Consider the following 17,541-nt stretch of genomic DNA (forward strand, 5'->3'; position numbering starts at 1 on the left):
TCAGTCGCCCTCGGGCGATTTCGTCGCCGTCACCTTCAGTTCGAGTGCGCCGCGTGCCAGGCGGGCCTTCAGCGGCGCGTCGATCTCGGTCCGTGCGGCGTCGCGCAGGACCTGTCCTTCTTTCGTTTGCAGGATCGCATAGCCGCGCTCCAGGACTGCCTGGGGGCCGAGGGCGTTCAGCTGGCGCCGGTTTGCCTGCAGCCGTTGCTGGCGGATCGTCAGGGCCTGGCGCATCTGGTATTCGAGATCCCGGCGCAGGCGCGCGAGGCGTTCGCGGTGCGTGCGGATGTCGTGTGCCGGGGCGGCACGTGCGAGACGCTGGTGCAGGTGGTCGAGGCGCATCCGCGCGGAGGCGATGCGGTTGCCGGGGGAGGCCCCCGCCAGGCGCAGGCGCAGATGCTGCAGGCGCTGGCCGGCCTGCTCGTGCCGGCGCTGCCAGGCGCGTTGCAGGCGCTCGTGCTGGTCGTCCAGGCGCTGTGCGTTGCGTTCCATCAGCTGGCGCGGATGGCGCCGTTCGAGCCGGGTCCACAGGGCATTCAGCGTCTGCCGGTGCTGGGCGACGCGCTGGCCCGCAAGGGCGGTCATCCGATCGCGCGCCCGTTCGATCCGGTGGCGCAGGGTGGCGCCATCCGGGCTGACCGCCTCGGCCGCCGCGGTTGGCGTGGAGGCGCGCAGGTCGGCGACGAAGTCCGCAATGGTGGTATCGGTCTCGTGCCCGACCCCTGTCACGACCGGGATCGGCGAGGCGGCGATGGCGCGGGCGACGCTCTCTTCGTTGAACGCCTGCAGGTCCTCCAGCGAACCGCCGCCGCGGGCCAGGATGATCACGTCCACGGTGCCCTCGCGGGCGGCCTGCTCCAGGGCCGCGACGATCTGGCTGGCGGCCTGCGCGCCCTGTACCGCGGTGGGGTAGAGGGTGAAGGGCAACAGCAGCGGGAAACGCCGGGCCAGGGTGCGCTCGATATCGTGCCGCACATCGCCCTGGGTGGAGGTGATCACGCCAAGGCGGTGGGTCCAGGCGGGGAGAGGTTTCTTCCGCTCGGGGTCGAACAGGCCCTCGGCGGCGAGCTTTTCCTTGAGGCGCTGGAAGGCCGCCAGGAGCTGGCCCTCGCCGGCCGGCTGCAGCTGCTCGACGATGATCTGGAACTGGCCGCGTGCCGCGTAGATCCCGGCGCGGCCCTGGATCTGCACCGCGTCGCCGTCGGCGAAGCGGGCGGCGTTGCGGGCATTGCCGCGAAAGAGCACGCAGCTTACCGAGCTGTTCTCGTCCTTCAGCGAGAAGTACTGGTGTCCGGAGGCGTACTGGCGCAGGTTGGAGACCTCGCCCTCCACGCGTACCCGGCCCAGGCCGTCGCGCAACAGGCCGTCGGCACACTGGTTGAGTTCAGTGACGGTCAGTACGGGGGCGTCGCTCATGGCTCGGGATCGGGATTCACGGACGTGGTGTTCGGGATGTGCGTGGCGAGGGGCTATTGTCGCCGGAACACGCGGTGCAGGACATCGGTGCCGCGTCCCTGCGGGTTGGCGCGCAGGCGGGCCTCTTCCTCCGCCAGCATGAAGAACAGGCCTTCCATCGCATGTTCCAGGACGTGCTCGACCGGGTCGAAGCGCACGCGCGCGAGGAAGGGGATGTCGCGCATGCGCTCCTTCAGCTCGCCGTAGGTATCCAGGGCCTGCACCTGTTCCAGGCTTTGCTGGATGGCCGGGCGCATGGCCTCGGTGATACCCGCGCGTGCGTGACGTTCGAGATGCCGGGTGGCGGCATCGTCATTGCCGACCAGGATTTCCCGAGCGTTGTCCAGATTCAGCGCGAAAATGGCCCGTACCAGGGGTTCGCGGGCCTCGGGTATGGCCGTCTCGGCGGCCCGGTTCATCCCTTCCTCGAGCTGGTTCAGCGGCGTGGCCATGCCGATGCGGTCCAGCGACCGGCGGGCGGTCGCGAGCACCTCCGGGAGCGGGATACGTACGTCCGGGTTGCCGAAGAATCCGTTGCGCTGGGCCAGGGTCTCGGTGGCGGAGTGGCTGGCGATGATCAGGGCCTCGTGGACCGCCTCGATGATCTCGGCCGTGTCGAGACCGGAGGCATTCGGGCGGCGGGTCAACGCGCGCAGGACGTCGGGGTTGAAGGGCCACCAGCTGGCGCGTGCCGCCGGGGCCGCGGCTACCGTCAGCAGTCCGGGTGCGAGCATCAGTGCAAGCAGTCGGCGGCGGCTCAGGCGGGGCATGAACGGACTCGGTGGCTTGAAACGAGGACGAACATCGTAGCAGGGTGCCGATTTTGCGTCTGCCGGGCGACATGCACTGCGGTTGCCCGGTCTGCTTGTCGGGAGGTGGCCGGAAAATTTATACTGACCGGCTATTTATCTTTCCGGGAAAGAATCGATTCTTTCCCCCGCTGGACTGTCCTGGAGCGATGCATGCGGATACTCGGTGAAGCCCTGACCTTCGATGACGTGCTGCTGATCCCGGGGCATTCGAATGTCGTCCCCCGCGATGTCGACCTGACCACGAACATTACTCGCGAAATCCAGCTGAGCGCGCCGGTCGTCTCCGCCGCGATGGACACGGTCACCGAGGCGCGTCTGGCGATTGCCATGGCGCAGGAAGGCGGGCTCGGGATCGTGCACAAGAACATGTCGGTCGAGGCCCAAGCCGCCGAGGTCCAGCAGGTCAAGAAGCACGAGAGCGGGGTGATCAGCGAGCCGATCACCATCGGGCCAACCGCGACGATCGGCGAGGTCGTGGAGCTGACCCAGGCCAATCACATCTCCGGCGTGCCGGTGGTCGATGGCAATGACCTGGTCGGCATCGTGACCTCCCGCGACCTGCGCTTCGAGACCCGCATGGAGGCCCCGGTCACCGAGATCATGACCCCGCGCGAGCGCCTGGTGACCGTGCCCGAGGGCGCGGACCGCGGTCACGTGCTGGAACTGCTGCACAAGCACCGCATCGAGAAGGTGCTGGTGGTCAACGACGACTTCCAGCTGCGCGGGATGATCACCGTCAAGGACATCCAGAAGTCCACCGAACACCCGCACGCCTGCAAGGACGATCGCGGTCGCCTGCGCGTGGGCGCGGCGGTCGGTGTGGGTGCCGGAACCGACGAGCGCGTGGCCGCGCTGGTCGAGGCCGGAGTGGACGTGCTGGTCGTGGATACCGCGCACGGCCATTCGCAGGGCGTGCTGGATCGCGTCGCCTGGGTGAAGAAGCACTATCCGGATGTGCAGGTGATCGGCGGCAACATCGCTACCGCCGCCGCCGCGAAGGATCTGGTCGCGGCCGGGGCCGACGGCGTGAAGGTCGGGATCGGCCCGGGCTCGATCTGCACCACCCGCATCGTGGCCGGCGTGGGTGTGCCGCAGATCACCGCGATCTCCGACGTGGCCGATGCACTGAAGGGGACCGGCGTGCCGATGATCGCCGATGGCGGCGTGCGCTTCTCCGGCGACCTGGCCAAGGCCATCGCCGCCGGGGCCAACTGCGTGATGCTGGGCTCGATGTTCGCCGGGACCGAGGAGGCCCCGGGCGAGGTCGAGCTCTACCAGGGCCGCTCCTACAAGATCTACCGCGGCATGGGCTCGCTGGGCGCGATGCAGCAGGGCTCCTCGGATCGCTATTTCCAGGATCCGAACAGCTCGGCCGACAAGTTTGTGCCCGAGGGCATCGAGGGTCGCGTGCCGTACAAGGGCTCGATCGTTGCGATCATCTACCAGCTGATGGGCGGGCTGCGCTCGTCCATGGGCTATGTCGGCGCGCACGACATCGAGGAGATGCGCAGCAAGCCGCACTTCGTGCGTGTGACCGCCGCCGGCATGCGCGAGAGCCATGTGCACGACGTGGCGATCACCAAGGAAGCCCCGAACTACCGAATGGACTGACTCGGCCGCCACGGCCGGGTATCCCCCGACACCCATCGGCCGCCCGGCCGGTAAAGCGGATGACCTCATGACCCAGGATCTTCACGCCCACCGCATTCTGGTGCTGGACTTCGGCTCCCAGTACACCCAGCTGATCGCCCGCCGCGTGCGCGAGGCCGGGGTCTACTCCGAGGTGCACGCCTGGGACATGCCGACGGCGGATATCCGCGCATTCAACCCCACCGGCATCATCCTGTCCGGCGGTCCGGAGTCGGTGAACGTCGACCACCCGCCGCGCGCCGAGGATGCGGTGTTCGAGCTGGGCGTGCCGGTGCTGGGGATCTGCTACGGCATGCAGACCATGGCCGCGCAGCTGGGCGGCCGGGTCGAGCCCTCCGAGCGCCGCGAGTTCGGCTACGCCCAGGTGCGTGCGCGCGGCCATACGCCGCTGTTGCGTGATATCGAGGATCACACCACACCGGAGGGCTACGGCCTGCTGGACGTGTGGATGTCGCATGGCGACCACGTGACCGAACTGCCGGAGGGCTTTCGCCTGATGGCCTCCACCGACTCCGCGCCGATCGCCGGCATGGCCGACCCGGAGCGTGGCTTCTACGGCGTGCAGTTCCATCCCGAGGTCACGCACACGACCCAGGGCCAGCGCATCCTGGAGCGCTTCCTGCACGAGATCTGTGGCTGCGAGTCGCTGTGGACCGCGGACAACATCATCGACGACATGGCCGCGCGGGTGCGCGAGCAGGTCGGGGACGACCACGTGGTGCTGGGCCTGTCCGGCGGGGTGGACTCCTCGGTGGTCGGGGCGCTGCTGCACAAGGCGATCGGCGACCAGCTGACCTGCGTGTTCGTGGACACCGGCCTGCTGCGCCTCGGCGAGGGCGACCAGGTGATGGCGACCTTCGCCCGCCACATGGGCGTGAACGTGATCCGCGTCGATGCCGAGGACCGCTTCATGCGTGCGCTGGCCGGGGTCGAAGATCCGGAGGCCAAGCGCAAGGTCATCGGCGGGCTGTTCATCGACGTGTTCGACGAGGAGGCCGCGAAGCTCGACAACGTGCAGTGGCTGGCCCAGGGCACGATCTATCCGGACGTGATCGAGTCGGCCGACTCCAAGACCGGCAAGGCGCATGTGATCAAGTCGCATCACAACGTGGGCGGGCTGCCGGAGAACATGAAGCTGGGGCTGGTCGAGCCGCTGCGCGAGCTGTTCAAGGACGAGGTGCGCAAGATCGGCGTGGAGCTGGGTCTGCCCACCGAGATGGTCTACCGCCACCCGTTCCCGGGGCCGGGTCTGGGCGTGCGGATCCTCGGCGAGGTGAAGAAGGAATACGCCGATCTGCTGCGCCGGGCCGACGCGATCTTCATCGAGGAGCTGCGCGCCGCGGATCTGTACGACAAGACCTCGCAGGCGTTCGCCGTGTTCCTGCCGGTGAAGTCGGTGGGCGTGATGGGCGACGGCCGGCGCTACGACTACGTGGTGGCGCTGCGCGCGGTCGAGACCATCGACTTCATGACCGCTCGCTGGGCGCACCTGCCGTATGACTTCCTCGACCACGTCTCGCGCCGCATCATCAACGAGATCCCCGGCATCTCGCGCGTCACCTACGACATCTCCGGCAAGCCCCCGGCCACCATCGAGTGGGAGTGACTGGAATTGCCAGGCATTGTCTGGCACTGCCCGGCCTTATGGCTGAGGTTTCAAGAGACCGCAGTTGAGCGATCTTCTGTGCAAAGAGACAGTACCGCAAGGACGCGGATCATACCCGTAATCGCGCGCGGGCATGAATGTCGGGTCTCGGGTCCGGTCGGTTCTGGAGAGGCACTGGATCAACCAGTGGTTCCCTGCTCCACGCCGATGTGCCAGCGGGGCCACCATCACGGCTGGCTGGTGCCGAAGCAAGCTGCAACCCCTATGGAACGACTCAAGGCCTGGCCGCCGGTGCGACCGGATAGGTCTTGCAAACGCGTCTATAACTAGGCGAGGCCCGACCGATAGGATTCCAGTGGCATGCTTGCCTTGTCCGCGGCCATTGCATTGATCCTGGCGGCAGCCCATCTCTTCGCCGCCTACCTCGAGTCCGTGCGCCTTTCCCCCCGCAGCCGCTGGCTCTCCTTCGCCAGCGGCGTCTCCGTGTCGTTCGTGTTCGTGAAGCTGCTGCCCTATCTCCATCAGGCGGATGCCATGCTTCGCATGGATGACCAGTTTCCACTGGCCTACGTGTTCGCGCTGGGGGGGATGGTGGCGCTCTATGGTCTGGAGATTGCTGTACGCGGGGCCCGTCGGCGTGCGCCGGCCGGACAACAGCGGCGATCGTGGTCATGGATATTCGTGCTGCACCTCGGCGCATTCGCTGCCTACAACGCCTTTCTCGGCGCGTTACTCGTCGGCCAGAGGCACGAGCCGGTCGTGCAGCAATTGCTCTTCCTGATGGCGCTTCTTCTCCACAACGTCGTCAACGACTTCTCGCTGCGCGAACACCATCAAAAGGAATACCGCCATTTCGGCAGGTGGGTACTGGCTGTCTCCGTGATGGCGGGCTGGTCCGCCGCAACGCTGGACATCGTGCCGGACATCGTGGTCTACACGGTGATCGCGCTGGTCGCCGGAGCAATCATCCTCAATGTGCTCAAGGAGGAGCTGCCCGCCGACCGCGAGGGTCGTTTCGGTGCATTTCTTCTGGGTTGCGTCGCCTTTACCTCGCTCTGGCTGCTTTCGGTGCAGATCGGTGGAGGCCACCAGGGGGTTTGACGAGGGATCCGCTCCGCGCTGCTCGAGGGGCTGCCCTACTCGATGATCTGGTTGACGTGCTCCAGGCCGATCGCGTCGTCTTCCCAGTCCAGTGTTCGGGTGGGCGAGCGCGGGGCCAGGCGGCGCAGTGCCGATACCCCTTCGCGATCGATATGGGCCAGGCGATGGGGTGTGCCGGCGTGGCTTTCGATGTTCGCCGCCTGCACGATGTCGCTATAGCTGATCGGCGATTCGGCCTCCGGTTCGCGCTGGAGGTTCTCGTGGTCGGCGACCGCGCGGATGATCTCCGGCTCGAAGTTCCAGTTCTTCAGCATCGCACGGCCGATCGCGACGTGCGCGGCATCCGCCGCCGCCTGCAGGGCGCGCGGATCCTCGTAGATCTCTGGTGTCTTCTCCGCGCGGCGCAGGATCGGGATCATGCCGATGTCGTGCACCAGGCCTGAGAGCAGGGCGGTATCCGGGTCCAGGTGGGGGTGCCGCCGGGCCAGCAGATAGCTGATGATCGCGACCTCCAGGCTGTGGTTCCACAGCGCCTCCATGCGCTGCCGGATTGCGTCGTTGCCGCTTTGAAACACCTCTTTCATGGACAGGGCGATGATGGTCTGGCGCGCACGTTCCATTCCCAGGCGCGTGACCGCAGAGCGGATGGTCGCGCAGCGACTCAGTCCACGATAGGCCGGACTGTTGGCGTGGCGTACCAGCCGTGTGGCCAGCGCCGTGTCGCGCGAGATCAGATTGACCAGATCGGCAATGGAGCTGGTGTCGTCCTGCACGATGAACAGCGCCTGCACCGAGATGTCCGGCAGGGTCGGGATATCGATCTGCTGGCGTTCCAGATCCGAGCGCAGGCGCTCGAGGAATTTTTCCACTTCCGCGCGGGTGGCCAAGGGTCTTGCCTGTGGGGCTGGGAGGTTGGGTGCAATTATGCCACAGGGTGCCGCTGGCGCCGATCGGACGGCGACCCTGGTTGACGGGTTTCCGGCCGCCACCGATGATGGGGTACGAACCCGACAGGAGGTCGTGATGCGCCGCTTTGTGCTGGATACCAGCGTGTTCACCAACCCGCATGTGGCGGGCCAGTTCGGCGCGGATGCGGAGGACATCCTGCGTACCTTTCTGCATCTGGCGCGGGACTGCCCGGCCGAGTTCTACATGCCGCTGTCGGTGTACGAGGAGTTTCGTGGCATGCGTGATCTCGAGGCCCTGGCCGCGGATTTCGAGACCGTGGTCTGGGTGCGCTCCCCGCGCCGCTTCGCGCTGACACTGCCCAGCGATATCCTCTACGAGTTTATCGACGAGGTGCGCACGCGCATCGACCGCGGGCTGCGCATCGCCGAGGAGCATACGCGCCAGGCCGGCGCGGCCGATTCGCTCCGGCCGGAACTGATCACCCAGCTGCGCGAGCGCTTTCGCGAGGCCATGCGCAAGGGCCTGGTGGATTCGCGCGAGGATGTCGACGCCGTCCTGCTGGCGATGGAGCTGGATGCCGAGCTGGCCAGCGCCGACGAGGGCATGCGCAAGCTGGGCAATCGCATGGGCATCAAGCTGGTCACCGCCGACTACCTGCGCCGGGTGATGGAGAATCTCGCCGAGACGGAGCGTCCCGGCGCCTGACCCGGCGCTCGGGTCAGTCGTACTGGCGGTCGCCCGCGAGGGCGGAGGCCAGCGTACCGGTGATGCGGTCGAACTGGCGTTCGAACTCCAGCAACCAGTAGCCATCCTCCTGACGCGGCGCGTCATCCGCAAAGCTTACGTGGCGTCCGCCTGTGGCCTGCATGTGGTTCATGAAGTGCAGCGCGTTGGCACGCTCGCGAAAACGGCAGCGATAGCGATGACCGACATGGCCCTGCCGACGGTGCTGCGCGACCGCACTGTAGAGCCCCGAGAGCAGCGCCTGGCCCAGTGCCTGGTCGAGGTCGGCGTGGTGTCGATCCGGGTGCTCGGACAGGAAGATCGCGAGGCGCGTCAGGCGGTTGGTGAAGTACTCCGGTGGCAGGTCGAGCAGCTGTTCCGAGCAGACCCGGATATCGGAGACGCAGGAACTCCCGGTGACATATTTTGCCCGGTGCTGGCCGTCCGCCGTCTTGAGCACCAGCCCCTCGGCGCCTTCCTCGTCCAGCCGCTGAATCAGTCGTCCGAGCGCCCGGGTGTCGTGTGGGGTGAACTGTCCGTGCAGGGGCGCCGGGGGTAGTGCGTGGTGCTCGATCAGGGAGAATTTCTCTGGCTGGGGCACGAAACCGGGCTGGCCCAGGCGCATCAAGTCGAAGACGAACAAGCCCACATCGTGTGCGACCCGGGGGGTGGAACCTTCCAGGTACGGCGTATCCGGGCCGGCGATCTCGGCGCACAGGATCAGGTCGGGCTCGGCGTCGAAGATCACCGGGTCCATGAAATCCGTTACCCGGTCGGTGCTGAACGCGCAGACGTAGCCGCCGCGGCTGAAGGCATAGATGCGCCCGTGCCAGCGCAGGATGCGCACGTTGAAGCCGTCGATCTTCTCCTCCGCCCAGAAGGGCTGGTCGAACTGGCGGGGCAGCCCGGCCTCCAGCGACTGGATGCGTCCGATTGCCGGGTAGCCGGGGACTATTGAACCGTCCGGCAATACTACGGATCCGCGCGGGTAGTGATTCACCGGCTCCAGCAGCCGGGCGTACTCCAGCCCGTCAAACGTAAGGGCCTCGGCGCGGCGATTCGCGATGGCGTCCTGCAGTGTTTCGTGGTCGATCATGCGTGCTCTTCTTCCAGTGTCTTTCGCAGGCCTCGGATCTGATCTTTCAGGGCCTCGGTGTGGCGGCGGGCCTTGTCGGCCTGGGTCACCAGGCGCCGCGCCATGCTGATGATCCGCAGCTGGCGTTCCATCTCGGCCATGCTCAGCGAGCCGAAGGTCCCTTCGCGCAGCAAGGCGGCCTTCAGTTCAACGTAGGCGGTCGCCACCGTGTCCACAGCCTCGGCGGTGGCCAGGTCATGGCCGTTGTCGCCATCGTCCGATTCCAGGTTGCACAGGTCCAGGGCGCGTATCGCCTGTTCCTGCCACGCGCGGCGCTGTTCGGTCACGATCGGGCGCTCCTCGCCGCTGGACTGGCGGCGCAGGTCGGCGATGTCGTCGGCCAGTATGGCGACCTCGCGGTGGTAGCGGGCGATGCGTACGGCCTCGGCGATGCCATGGCCGACCTGTTCCGGCATCGGGTGGTTGGCCGTGTGCGCGGCGAATTCCACGATGGCCTGGGTCAGCTGCTCCGCGGCCATGCGCCGGCGGTCCAGGATGCCGGCCGCCGGCGGGGCCGTTTGCAGGGCCTCGCGGGCCATCGAATGCCCGATGTCGGACAGGCGTTCGGTCTCCTGGATCAGCGACTGCAGGGCGAGATCCGGGACCCCGGAACTGCTGCGGTCCAGGTACCGTGGCCGGGCGATGTCCTCCTCGATCGTGCGGAAACGGCCCTGCAGCCAGCGGATCATCGGCGGGGCGACCGGGGCCATCAGTGCAACCCCCAGCAGGTTGAACGCGGTGTGGAACACCGCGAGCAGCATCGCCGGGGCCGGCGCCTCCCCGGTGCTGCCCCAGATCCAGGCGATCGCGGCCAGGAACCAGGGCAGGATCAGCAAGGCGACGATCGCGGTCAGGCCGTTGAAGATCACATGGGCGGCCGCGACGCGCTTGGCGTTCGGAGTCGCGCCGATCACGACCAGCAGTGCCTTGATGGTGGTGCCGAGGTTGGCGCCGATCACGGCCGCAGCGGCCGCCTCCAGCGGGACCGCGCCGCTCATCGCGGCGGTCAGGGCCATGGCCATCGAGGCCGAGGAGCTCTGCATCAGCACGGTCAGCAGCGCGCCGATCCCGACCATGATGACCAGCCCGAGGAAGCCGGGGCGGGCCAGCGCGCCGAGGTCGAAGGTCGCGCTGAGCCCCTCGAAGGCCTCGCGCAGTACGTCGATGCCGAAGAACAGCAGGCCGAAGCCGGCCAGCGCCAGGCCCAGGTAGCGCGGCCGCGCGGCCTTCATGAACAGGTAGAGCAGGGCGCCGATGCCGATCGCCGGCAGGGCGAAGGCCTCGATGCGGATGTTGAAGCCGATCAGTGCGACCAGCCAGCCGGTCATCGTGGTGCCGACGTTGGAGCCGAAGATCACCCAGACCGACTGGCCCAGCGTCAGCAGACCGGCATTGGCAAAGCCGATGGTGGCGACCGTGACCGCGCTGGAGGACTGCACGAGTGCCGTCACGCCCATGCCCGAGGCGAGGGCACGCGGCCGGGTGCGGGTCCACTGCCCGAGGATGTGCTGGAGGGCCTTGCCGCCGGCGGTCTTCAGGCCGTCGGTCAGCAGGGTCATCCCGAGCAGGAACAGCCCGAGACCGCCGAGGAAGCCGGCGATCAGGGCGTAGGTGCTGACGGCTTCGGCCTCCGGCATCGCTGCTGTGGGAGCGCGGCGTTACAGGGTGATGGTCTCGCCGAAGGCGGGTACATGCGCCTCGGCCCCCAGCTCGTCGCGCAGCCCGGCGGCCAGGGCCTCGCGTGCCTCCGGCTCGCCGTGGACCAGATGGAACACCGGCTGGTCCTGAAAGGCGCGCGCCCAGTCGAGCAGCTGGCTGCGCCCGGCATGGGCGGAAAAACCGCCCAGGGTGTGGACCTTGGCGTTCACCGCGACCTCGTCGCCCAGAAGCTTGACCTTCTCGGCGCCGTCGACCAGACGCCGCCCCAGGGTGCCGGCGGCCTGGAAGCCGACGATCACCAGGTGCGCCTCGCGCCGCCACAGGTTGTATTTCATGTGGTGGCGGATGCGTCCGCCATTGCACATGCCGGAGCCGGCGATGATGATCGCGCCGCCGGTGATGCGGTTGATCGCCATGGACTCCTCGACCGTGCGGCAGACCTGCAGCCCCGGCAGGTAGGCCGCCGGATCCCCGTTCGCGGCCTGGTGCAGCCGGTCCATGTCCCCCGGGTCCAGCGTCCGGCGCAGACGCGCGTACAGCTCGGTGACCTTGATCGCCATCGGGCTGTCGAGGAAGACCTTCTGCTGCGGCAGGCGGCCGGCGTGGTGCAGCATGCTCAGGTGGTAGAGGATCTCCTGGGTACGGCCTACCGCGAAGGCCGGGATCAGCACGTTGCCGCCGGAGCGCTCCGCCTCCTCGAGTACCTGCGCGAATTCCTCGATCGTATCGTCCATCGGACGGTGGTCACGATCGCCGTAGGTGCTTTCCAGCAGCACGTGGTCCGCGTGTTCCAGGCGCGCCGGGTCGTTCATCAGCACGGCGTCGGTATTGCCGAGGTCGCCGGAGAAAACCAGGTGCCGGTCGCGCCCCCCGGAGGGCACGATCAGGTCCACGATCGCGGAGCCGAGGATATGCCCGGCATCGCGAAAGGTCAGTCGGACGTCGCCCGCGATGGTCCGCGTGTCGCCGTAGCGCACGGCCTCGCAACGCCCCAGGGTTGTCGCGACATCGTCGATGTCGTAGATCGGCTCCAGCAATGGCTTGTCCGAACGGCGACGCCACTTGTTCTCCCACTCGATGTCCTTGCTCATCACGAAGGCCGAGTCCTCGAGCATGATCTCCAGCAACTCCTCCGTGCCCGGCGTGCAATAGATCGGCCCGCGGTAGCCGTCGCGGACGAGCTTGGGCAGAAGCCCCGAGTGGTCCAGGTGACCGTGCGACAGAATGACCGCATCCAGGTCCCGGGCCAGTTCCTCCAGCGAGGCGCGGTTGGCCTCGTCGGCGTCGTTGCCCCCCTGATGCAGGCCGCATTCCAGCAGGATGCGGGTATTTTCGATCTCGAGTAGATAGCGCGAGCCGGTGACTTCGCCGGTTGCGCCCATAAAGGTCAGTTGTGCCATGAGGCGAAGTGTACGCGGGACGCGGGTGTGATGGGCAAGCAAAGCGTTCGCACTTGATCCGGATCAACCCCGGGCGCGGCAGTTGACCGCATGGGTTGACCCACCCCGGCCCGCAGGCGAGGCTGTCAACAGGACCACGGAGGAGGTTGCAACGCGATGCGGCTGAGCAGTCCGGCGTTTGCCGATGGAGAACGGATGCCGATCGAGGTCTCGGCGCGGGATGCCAACGAGCTGCCGCCGCTGGAGATCCGCGAGGTTCCGGCCGGATCGCGCAGTCTGGCCTTGATCCTGGAGGACCTGGATTCGCCCCTGGGGGATGTCACTCACTGGCTGGTCTGGAACCTGCCGCCGGATACGACGCGGGTGGATGCCCTGCATCTGCCGAGCGAGGCGCGCGTGGGAATGGATGCCTTCGGCAAGGTGGGCTATCTCGGCCCGGTCCCGCCGGAGGGCTGTCATCACTACCGCTTCCGCCTGCAGGCGCTGGATGCCGAGCTGGAGCTGGAGGCGGGTGCGACCCGCAGCCAGTTCGATGCCGCAGCCGAGGGACATGTGCTGGCCGAGGTCGACCTGACCGGGGCGCTGTGTTCCGGGGACGAGGGCGCGGATCCCGATGGGCCGGCCTGATCCCGCCAGCGGGGAGGCCGCGGCATGAACCACTACCGACCGGAGGCCTTCTTCGCCACGGTGAACCCGACGGTGTTCACCGCCTCCGCGATCATGGTGGTGGTGTTCGTCGCCTTCGGGGTGATCTTCCCGTCCACGGCCAGCGAGGTGTTCGCCAGTATCCACGGCTTCATCACCGAGTACCTCGGCTGGGGGTACCTGCTGGTGGTGACCTTCTTCCTCGGCTTCCTGATCTGGCTGGGGTTCAGCCGCTACGGCGTGATCCGGCTGGGGCAGCCGGACGACCGACCGGAGTTCGGCTTTGCTGCCTGGTTCGCGATGCTGTTCTCCGCCGGCATGGGGATTGGCCTCGTGTTCTGGAGCGTGGCCGAGCCGATCCTGCACTACCAGCACCCGCCGACCGGCGATGGCGAGACCGACGCGGCCGCACGCCAGGCGATGGTCTACACCTTCTTTCACTGGGGCCTGCACGCCTGGGCGGTGTACGTGGTGCTGGGGCTGTCGGTCGCCTATTTCAGCTTCCGTCACCGTCTGCCGCTGACCATCCGCTCGATCTTCTACCCGCTGCTGGGGGATCGCATCTATGGCCCGATCGGGCATGTGATCGACATCCTCGCGGTGTTCGGCACCCTGTTCGGGCTGGCGACCTCGCTGGGATTTGGGGCGATGCAGCTCAATACCGGGCTCAACGTGCTGGTCGACATGCCGGTCTCGCACTGGTGGCAGGTGGGCATCATCACCGCGATCACCGCGGTGGCGGTGCTGTCGGTGATCTCCGGGCTGGATCGCGGGCTGAAGTGGGTCAGCGTGTTCAACTTGGTGCTGGCGATCAGCTTCATGCTGTTCGTGCTGATCGCCGGGCCGACGCTATTCATCCTGCGCTTCTTCCTCGACTCCACCGGCGGCTATCTGCAGCAGATCATCCAGCTCAGCCTGCACACCGACGCCATCGGCGGCTCGCAGTGGCAGAAGGACTGGACCATGTTCTACTGGGCGTGGTGGATCGCCTGGTCGCCGTTCGTCGGCATCTTCATCGCGCGCATCTCGCGCGGGCGCACTATCCGCGAGTTCATCGTCGGCGTGCTCGCCCTGCCCAGCCTGTTCGTGTTCGCCTGGATGGCGATCTTCGGCGGCACCGCATTGCACATGGAGCTGTTTGACGACGGCGCCGGGATCGCCGCGGCAGTGGCCGAGGACACCACCGTGGCGCTGTATGCAACCCTGGCGCAGCTGCCCTGGACCACGATTGCCTCCGGCGTGGCGACCCTGCTGATTGCGACCTATTTCATTACCTCGTCCGCCTCTGGCACCTACGTGGTAGATGCGCTGATCTCGCGCGGTTCGAAGCACTCGCCGAAGCGTCAGCGGGTGATCTGGGGCATTACCGAGGGGGCGGTGGCCGCGACGCTGCTGATCGTCGGCGGCGAGCGTGCGCTGGACAGCCTGCAGACCGGTTCCCTGACCGCCGGGCTGCCGGTGGCGATCATCCTGGTCTTCTGCTGCTTCAGCCTCATGCGGGCGCTGGGCCGCGAGTACCGCGTCGAGGGCGTGGACCCGCCCTGGCGCTGACCCATCGCTCCGGCAGCGACCGGGCTGGGCATGCAGCGGTCAGCTCTGGATCTGCCAGCTCCCGTCCGGCTGGCGGCATGCCGTGCCGTAGACCTGTTCGCGCTGACCACCGATGGTCGCATCGATGGTGTACTCGCGGCAGGGTCCGGTCGCGGTGTCGAAGGTCCGGGTGGGGGTCACCGCATACTGGTGTCCGGTATCCGGATTGACCCATTGCGCTGGCACCCCCGTGCGTACGGTCTCCAGGGTCTGGGCGGTCTTCATGCGGTCGACGTCGTCCATCGAGCGGCCGACTGCGCCGCCGATCGCCGCGCCGGCCAGGGTGCCGGCGATGATCGCGGCGGTGCGGCCACGCCCCGCGCCGACCTCGGCGCCCAGCAGGCCTCCCAGGGCACCGCCGATCACCATGCCGGCCTGCTCCTGTCCCCCGTAGTGTGCGCAGCCGGAAAGGGCAAGCGCCCCGGCCGCAAGGATCGTGTAGGTCGTCTTGCGCAGCATGGCATCCCTCCGCGCGAAGCTGTCGGATATCGACCGGGCTCGACCAACAGCGCGCCGCTGGTGAGCTTGCCGGTCCGGGACCATCGGGTGCAGCGCCGACAGGGCAGCCTGCGGTCCCGGGTGGTTCTACCGAGTATAGGCAGGAGTGGTGCGGCCTGCCCGCGAAGGCTTTCCGGGCCGGCACAGTGTCCCATGGCAGGGTGGGGGTTAGCGGCGACGTTCCAGACGCTGGAAGGTGAAGCCGCAGGCGTGGCGGTCGTCGGGTGCGTGGTGTTCGGACCAGACGCAGTCCCAGTCATCGGGGTTGATAGCCGGGAACCAGGTGTCCCCGGCATGGGGTTCGTGCACGCGGGTCAGGTGCAGCACCGAGGCCCGGGGCAGGGCCTCGGCGAACAGCCCGGCACCGCCGATCACGAAGGCGGGGCCCTCGGGGATGGAGGCCAGGGCGCTGTCCAGATCCGGATAGACCTCCACGCCGTCCGTCTGCCAGTCGGCCTGGCGCGTGAGCACCAGGTTGTGGCGTTTCGGCAGGGGGCGGCCGATGGACTCGAACGTGCGCCGTCCCATGATTATCGGGTGCCCGTCGGTCACGCGCTTGAAGTGCTGCAGGTCCTTCGGCAGGTGCCAGGGCAGATCGTTGTCGCGCCCGATCACATGGTCCGGGTCCAGCGCGACAATCAGGTGGATCTCGGGGGTCGCCATCAGATCGCCACTGGCGCCTTGATCGGCGGGTGTGACTGGTAGTCGCGTACCTCGATGTCATCGAAGGTGAAGGCGAACAGGTCCGTGACCTCGGGATTCAGGTGCAGGGTGGGCAGTGGCAGGGGCTCGCGGCCCAGCAGCTCGTCCACCTGCTGCTCGTGGTTGTGATAGAGGTGGGCGTCGCCGAAGGTGTGCACGAAGTCGCCCGGTTCCAGGCCGGCCACCTGCGCCAGCATGTGCGTGAACAGGGCATAGCTGGCGATGTTGAACGGCACGCCCAGGAAGACATCGGCACTGCGCTGGTAGAGCTGGCAGGACAGCCGGCCGTCGGCGACGTAGAACTGGAACAGGGTGTGGCAGGGGGCCAGCGCCATGCGCCCGGCGTTCGCGTTCTCCTGCGGCGAGACGGACTCGTCCGGCAGGTCGGCCACGTTCCAGGCGCTGATGATGTGGCGCCGCGAATAGGGCCGGTGCTTCAGGTTGCCCACCAGTTCGGCCAGCTGGTCGTGCCCGGCCCAGTTGCGCCACTGCGCCCCGTAGATCGGGCCCAGATCGCCATCCTCGGTCGCCCAGTCGTCCCAGATACGGACCTTGTGTTCCTTGAGATAGCCGATGTTGGTCTCGCCGCGGATGAACCACAGCAGTTCGTGGATCACCGAGCGCAGGTGGGTGCGCTTGGTGGTGACCAGCGGGAAGCCCGCGGCCAGGTCGAAGCGCATCTGGTAGCCGAACACCGAGCGTGTGCCGGTGCCGGTTCGGTCCGGGCGGTCGGTGCCGTGCTTGCGGATATGGCGGACGAGGTCGAGGTATTGCTGCATGTCAGGGTTTCTCGGCGTTCGGGCGGGCTTCCGGTACGGGGTTCCTGCGCGACCAGACGATCAGGCCGATCCCGAACAGGATGACTGGCAGGCTCAATACCTGGCCGAGCGTCAGCCAGTCGAAGGCGAGATAGCCGATATGCGCATCCGGCACGCGCACGAATTCGACCAGGAAGCGGAAGCCGCCGTAGAGCGTCAGGAACAGCCCGGAGATCAGGCCGGTACGGCGCGGATGACGCGACACGATCCACAGCACCACGAACAGCACCAGCCCCTCGAGGAACGCCTGGTAGAGCTGCGACGGGTGGCGCGGCACGTAGTCCGCAGCCGGGAAGATCATCGCCCAGGGCAGGTCGGTGGGCTTGCCCCACAGCTCGCCGTTGATCCAGTTGCCGATGCGCCCCGCGCCCAGGCCGATCGGCACCAGCGGGGCGACAAAGTCCGTCAGGCGGAAGAAGCCCACGCCCAGTCGGCGTGCATACAGCCAGGAGGTTACGAGCACCCCGACCAGCCCGCCGTGGAAGGCCATGCCGCCCTCCCAGACGCGGAACAGGCTGACCGGGTCGGCCAGCGTCGCATCCAGGTTGTAGAACAGGGCATAGCCCAGGCGGCCGCCGATGATTACGCCGATCGCGCCCCAGAACAGCAGATCGCCGACCTGAGCCGGTTGCAGGGGCGCCCAGCCCTGCGTGCGCGCACGCCAGGCCCCCAGTGCCCAGAAGGCCACGAAGCCGATCAGGTACATCAGCCCGTACCAGTACAGGGTCAGGGGCCCCAGCGACAGGGCTACCGGATCGATAAACGGGTGCGTGGGCATGGTCGCTTGCGGATGGAAAATCGGCTGCACATGCTACCCGGCCTAGCCCTGGCGTGCACC

16 protein-coding genes are annotated in these 17,541 nt (G+C 67.5%); 6 read left to right on the forward strand and 10 right to left on the reverse strand.

Going from position 1 to position 17,541, the window contains the following annotated elements:
* Positions 1-1,416 carry an exodeoxyribonuclease VII large subunit gene (gene xseA, locus C995_RS0103720; RefSeq protein ID WP_018863656.1) on the reverse strand — a complete coding sequence of 472 codons (1,416 nt, stop codon included), beginning with the start codon at positions 1,414-1,416 and terminating at the stop codon, positions 1-3.
* A 53-nt stretch (positions 1,417-1,469) separates the two neighbouring features.
* On the reverse strand, positions 1,470-2,225 hold the full coding sequence (locus C995_RS0103725) for a DUF4197 domain-containing protein (RefSeq protein ID WP_018863657.1): 756 nt from the start codon (positions 2,223-2,225) through the stop codon (positions 1,470-1,472).
* A gap of 192 nt (positions 2,226-2,417) precedes the next feature.
* Here C995_RS0103725 and guaB point away from each other — a divergent pair, with 192 nt between their 5' ends.
* From guaB to C995_RS0103745, 3 genes are all read left to right on the forward strand, one after another.
* Complete coding sequence (gene guaB / locus C995_RS0103730) at positions 2,418-3,878, forward strand: IMP dehydrogenase (protein WP_018863658.1); 1,461 nt, start codon at positions 2,418-2,420, stop codon at positions 3,876-3,878.
* A 67-nt stretch (positions 3,879-3,945) separates the two neighbouring features.
* Positions 3,946-5,523, forward strand: coding sequence for a glutamine-hydrolyzing GMP synthase (guaA, locus tag C995_RS0103735; protein ID WP_018863659.1), 1,578 nt, complete (start codon positions 3,946-3,948; stop codon positions 5,521-5,523).
* Between the two features lie 360 nt (positions 5,524-5,883).
* Positions 5,884-6,624 carry a hypothetical protein gene (locus tag C995_RS0103745; protein ID WP_018863660.1) on the forward strand — a complete coding sequence of 247 codons (741 nt, stop codon included), beginning with the start codon at positions 5,884-5,886 and terminating at the stop codon, positions 6,622-6,624.
* A gap of 35 nt (positions 6,625-6,659) precedes the next feature.
* On the opposite strand, the gene C995_RS0103750 is transcribed toward C995_RS0103745, so the two are convergent.
* Positions 6,660-7,511: an HDOD domain-containing protein gene (locus tag C995_RS0103750; protein WP_018863661.1), complete on the reverse strand. Its 852-nt coding sequence runs from the start codon at positions 7,509-7,511 to the stop codon at positions 6,660-6,662.
* Between the two features lie 136 nt (positions 7,512-7,647).
* Between C995_RS0103750 and C995_RS0103755 the strand changes: the two genes are divergently transcribed.
* Positions 7,648-8,238 carry an RNA ligase partner protein gene (locus C995_RS0103755; RefSeq protein ID WP_026278926.1) on the forward strand — a complete coding sequence of 197 codons (591 nt, stop codon included), beginning with the start codon at positions 7,648-7,650 and terminating at the stop codon, positions 8,236-8,238.
* 13 nt (positions 8,239-8,251) lie between these two features.
* Here the strand turns inward: C995_RS0103755 and C995_RS0103760 are convergent, their stop codons facing one another.
* From C995_RS0103760 to C995_RS0103770, 3 genes are read right to left on the reverse strand one after another with little or no spacing between them, the layout of a single operon-like run.
* Positions 8,252-9,352, reverse strand: a complete 1,101-nt coding sequence (locus C995_RS0103760; protein WP_018863663.1) for an RNA ligase — start codon at positions 9,350-9,352, stop codon at positions 8,252-8,254.
* Complete coding sequence (locus C995_RS0103765; protein ID WP_018863664.1) at positions 9,349-11,028, reverse strand: Na/Pi cotransporter family protein; 1,680 nt, start codon at positions 11,026-11,028, stop codon at positions 9,349-9,351. Before C995_RS0103765 ends, C995_RS0103760 begins: the two co-directional genes overlap by 4 nt.
* 21 nt (positions 11,029-11,049) lie before the next feature.
* Positions 11,050-12,450, reverse strand: a complete 1,401-nt coding sequence (locus C995_RS0103770; protein WP_018863665.1) for an MBL fold metallo-hydrolase RNA specificity domain-containing protein — start codon at positions 12,448-12,450, stop codon at positions 11,050-11,052.
* A gap of 195 nt (positions 12,451-12,645) precedes the next feature.
* Here C995_RS0103770 and C995_RS0103775 point away from each other — a divergent pair, with 195 nt between their 5' ends.
* A complete protein-coding gene (locus C995_RS0103775) occupies positions 12,646-13,077 on the forward strand; it encodes a YbhB/YbcL family Raf kinase inhibitor-like protein (RefSeq protein WP_026278927.1) in 432 nt (143 codons plus the stop codon).
* A gap of 24 nt (positions 13,078-13,101) precedes the next feature.
* Positions 13,102-14,646 carry a BCCT family transporter gene (locus tag C995_RS0103780; protein ID WP_018863667.1) on the forward strand — a complete coding sequence of 515 codons (1,545 nt, stop codon included), beginning with the start codon at positions 13,102-13,104 and terminating at the stop codon, positions 14,644-14,646.
* A 39-nt stretch (positions 14,647-14,685) separates the two neighbouring features.
* Here C995_RS0103780 and C995_RS0103785 read toward each other — a convergent pair whose 3' ends face one another.
* From C995_RS0103785 to lgt, 4 genes are all read right to left on the reverse strand, one after another.
* Positions 14,686-15,144 (reverse strand): RT0821/Lpp0805 family surface protein, encoded by a 459-nt coding sequence (locus C995_RS0103785; RefSeq protein ID WP_018863668.1) that lies wholly within the window; start codon positions 15,142-15,144, stop codon positions 14,686-14,688.
* A gap of 207 nt (positions 15,145-15,351) precedes the next feature.
* Entirely contained in the window at positions 15,352-15,846 is a 495-nt protein-coding gene (locus tag C995_RS0103790; protein WP_018863669.1) for a dihydrofolate reductase, read from the reverse strand.
* Positions 15,846-16,664, reverse strand: a complete 819-nt coding sequence (locus C995_RS0103795) for a thymidylate synthase (protein ID WP_018863670.1) — start codon at positions 16,662-16,664, stop codon at positions 15,846-15,848. Before C995_RS0103795 ends, C995_RS0103790 begins: the two co-directional genes overlap by 1 nt.
* A 1-nt stretch (position 16,665) precedes the next feature.
* A complete protein-coding gene (lgt, locus tag C995_RS0103800) occupies positions 16,666-17,511 on the reverse strand; it encodes a prolipoprotein diacylglyceryl transferase (RefSeq protein ID WP_019624662.1) in 846 nt (281 codons plus the stop codon).
* Between the last annotated feature and the right edge of the window lie 30 nt (positions 17,512-17,541).

Source organism: Thioalkalivibrio sp. ARh3 (assembly GCF_000377265.1).
Taxonomy (GTDB): domain Bacteria; phylum Pseudomonadota; class Gammaproteobacteria; order Ectothiorhodospirales; family Ectothiorhodospiraceae; genus Thioalkalivibrio; species Thioalkalivibrio thiocyanoxidans.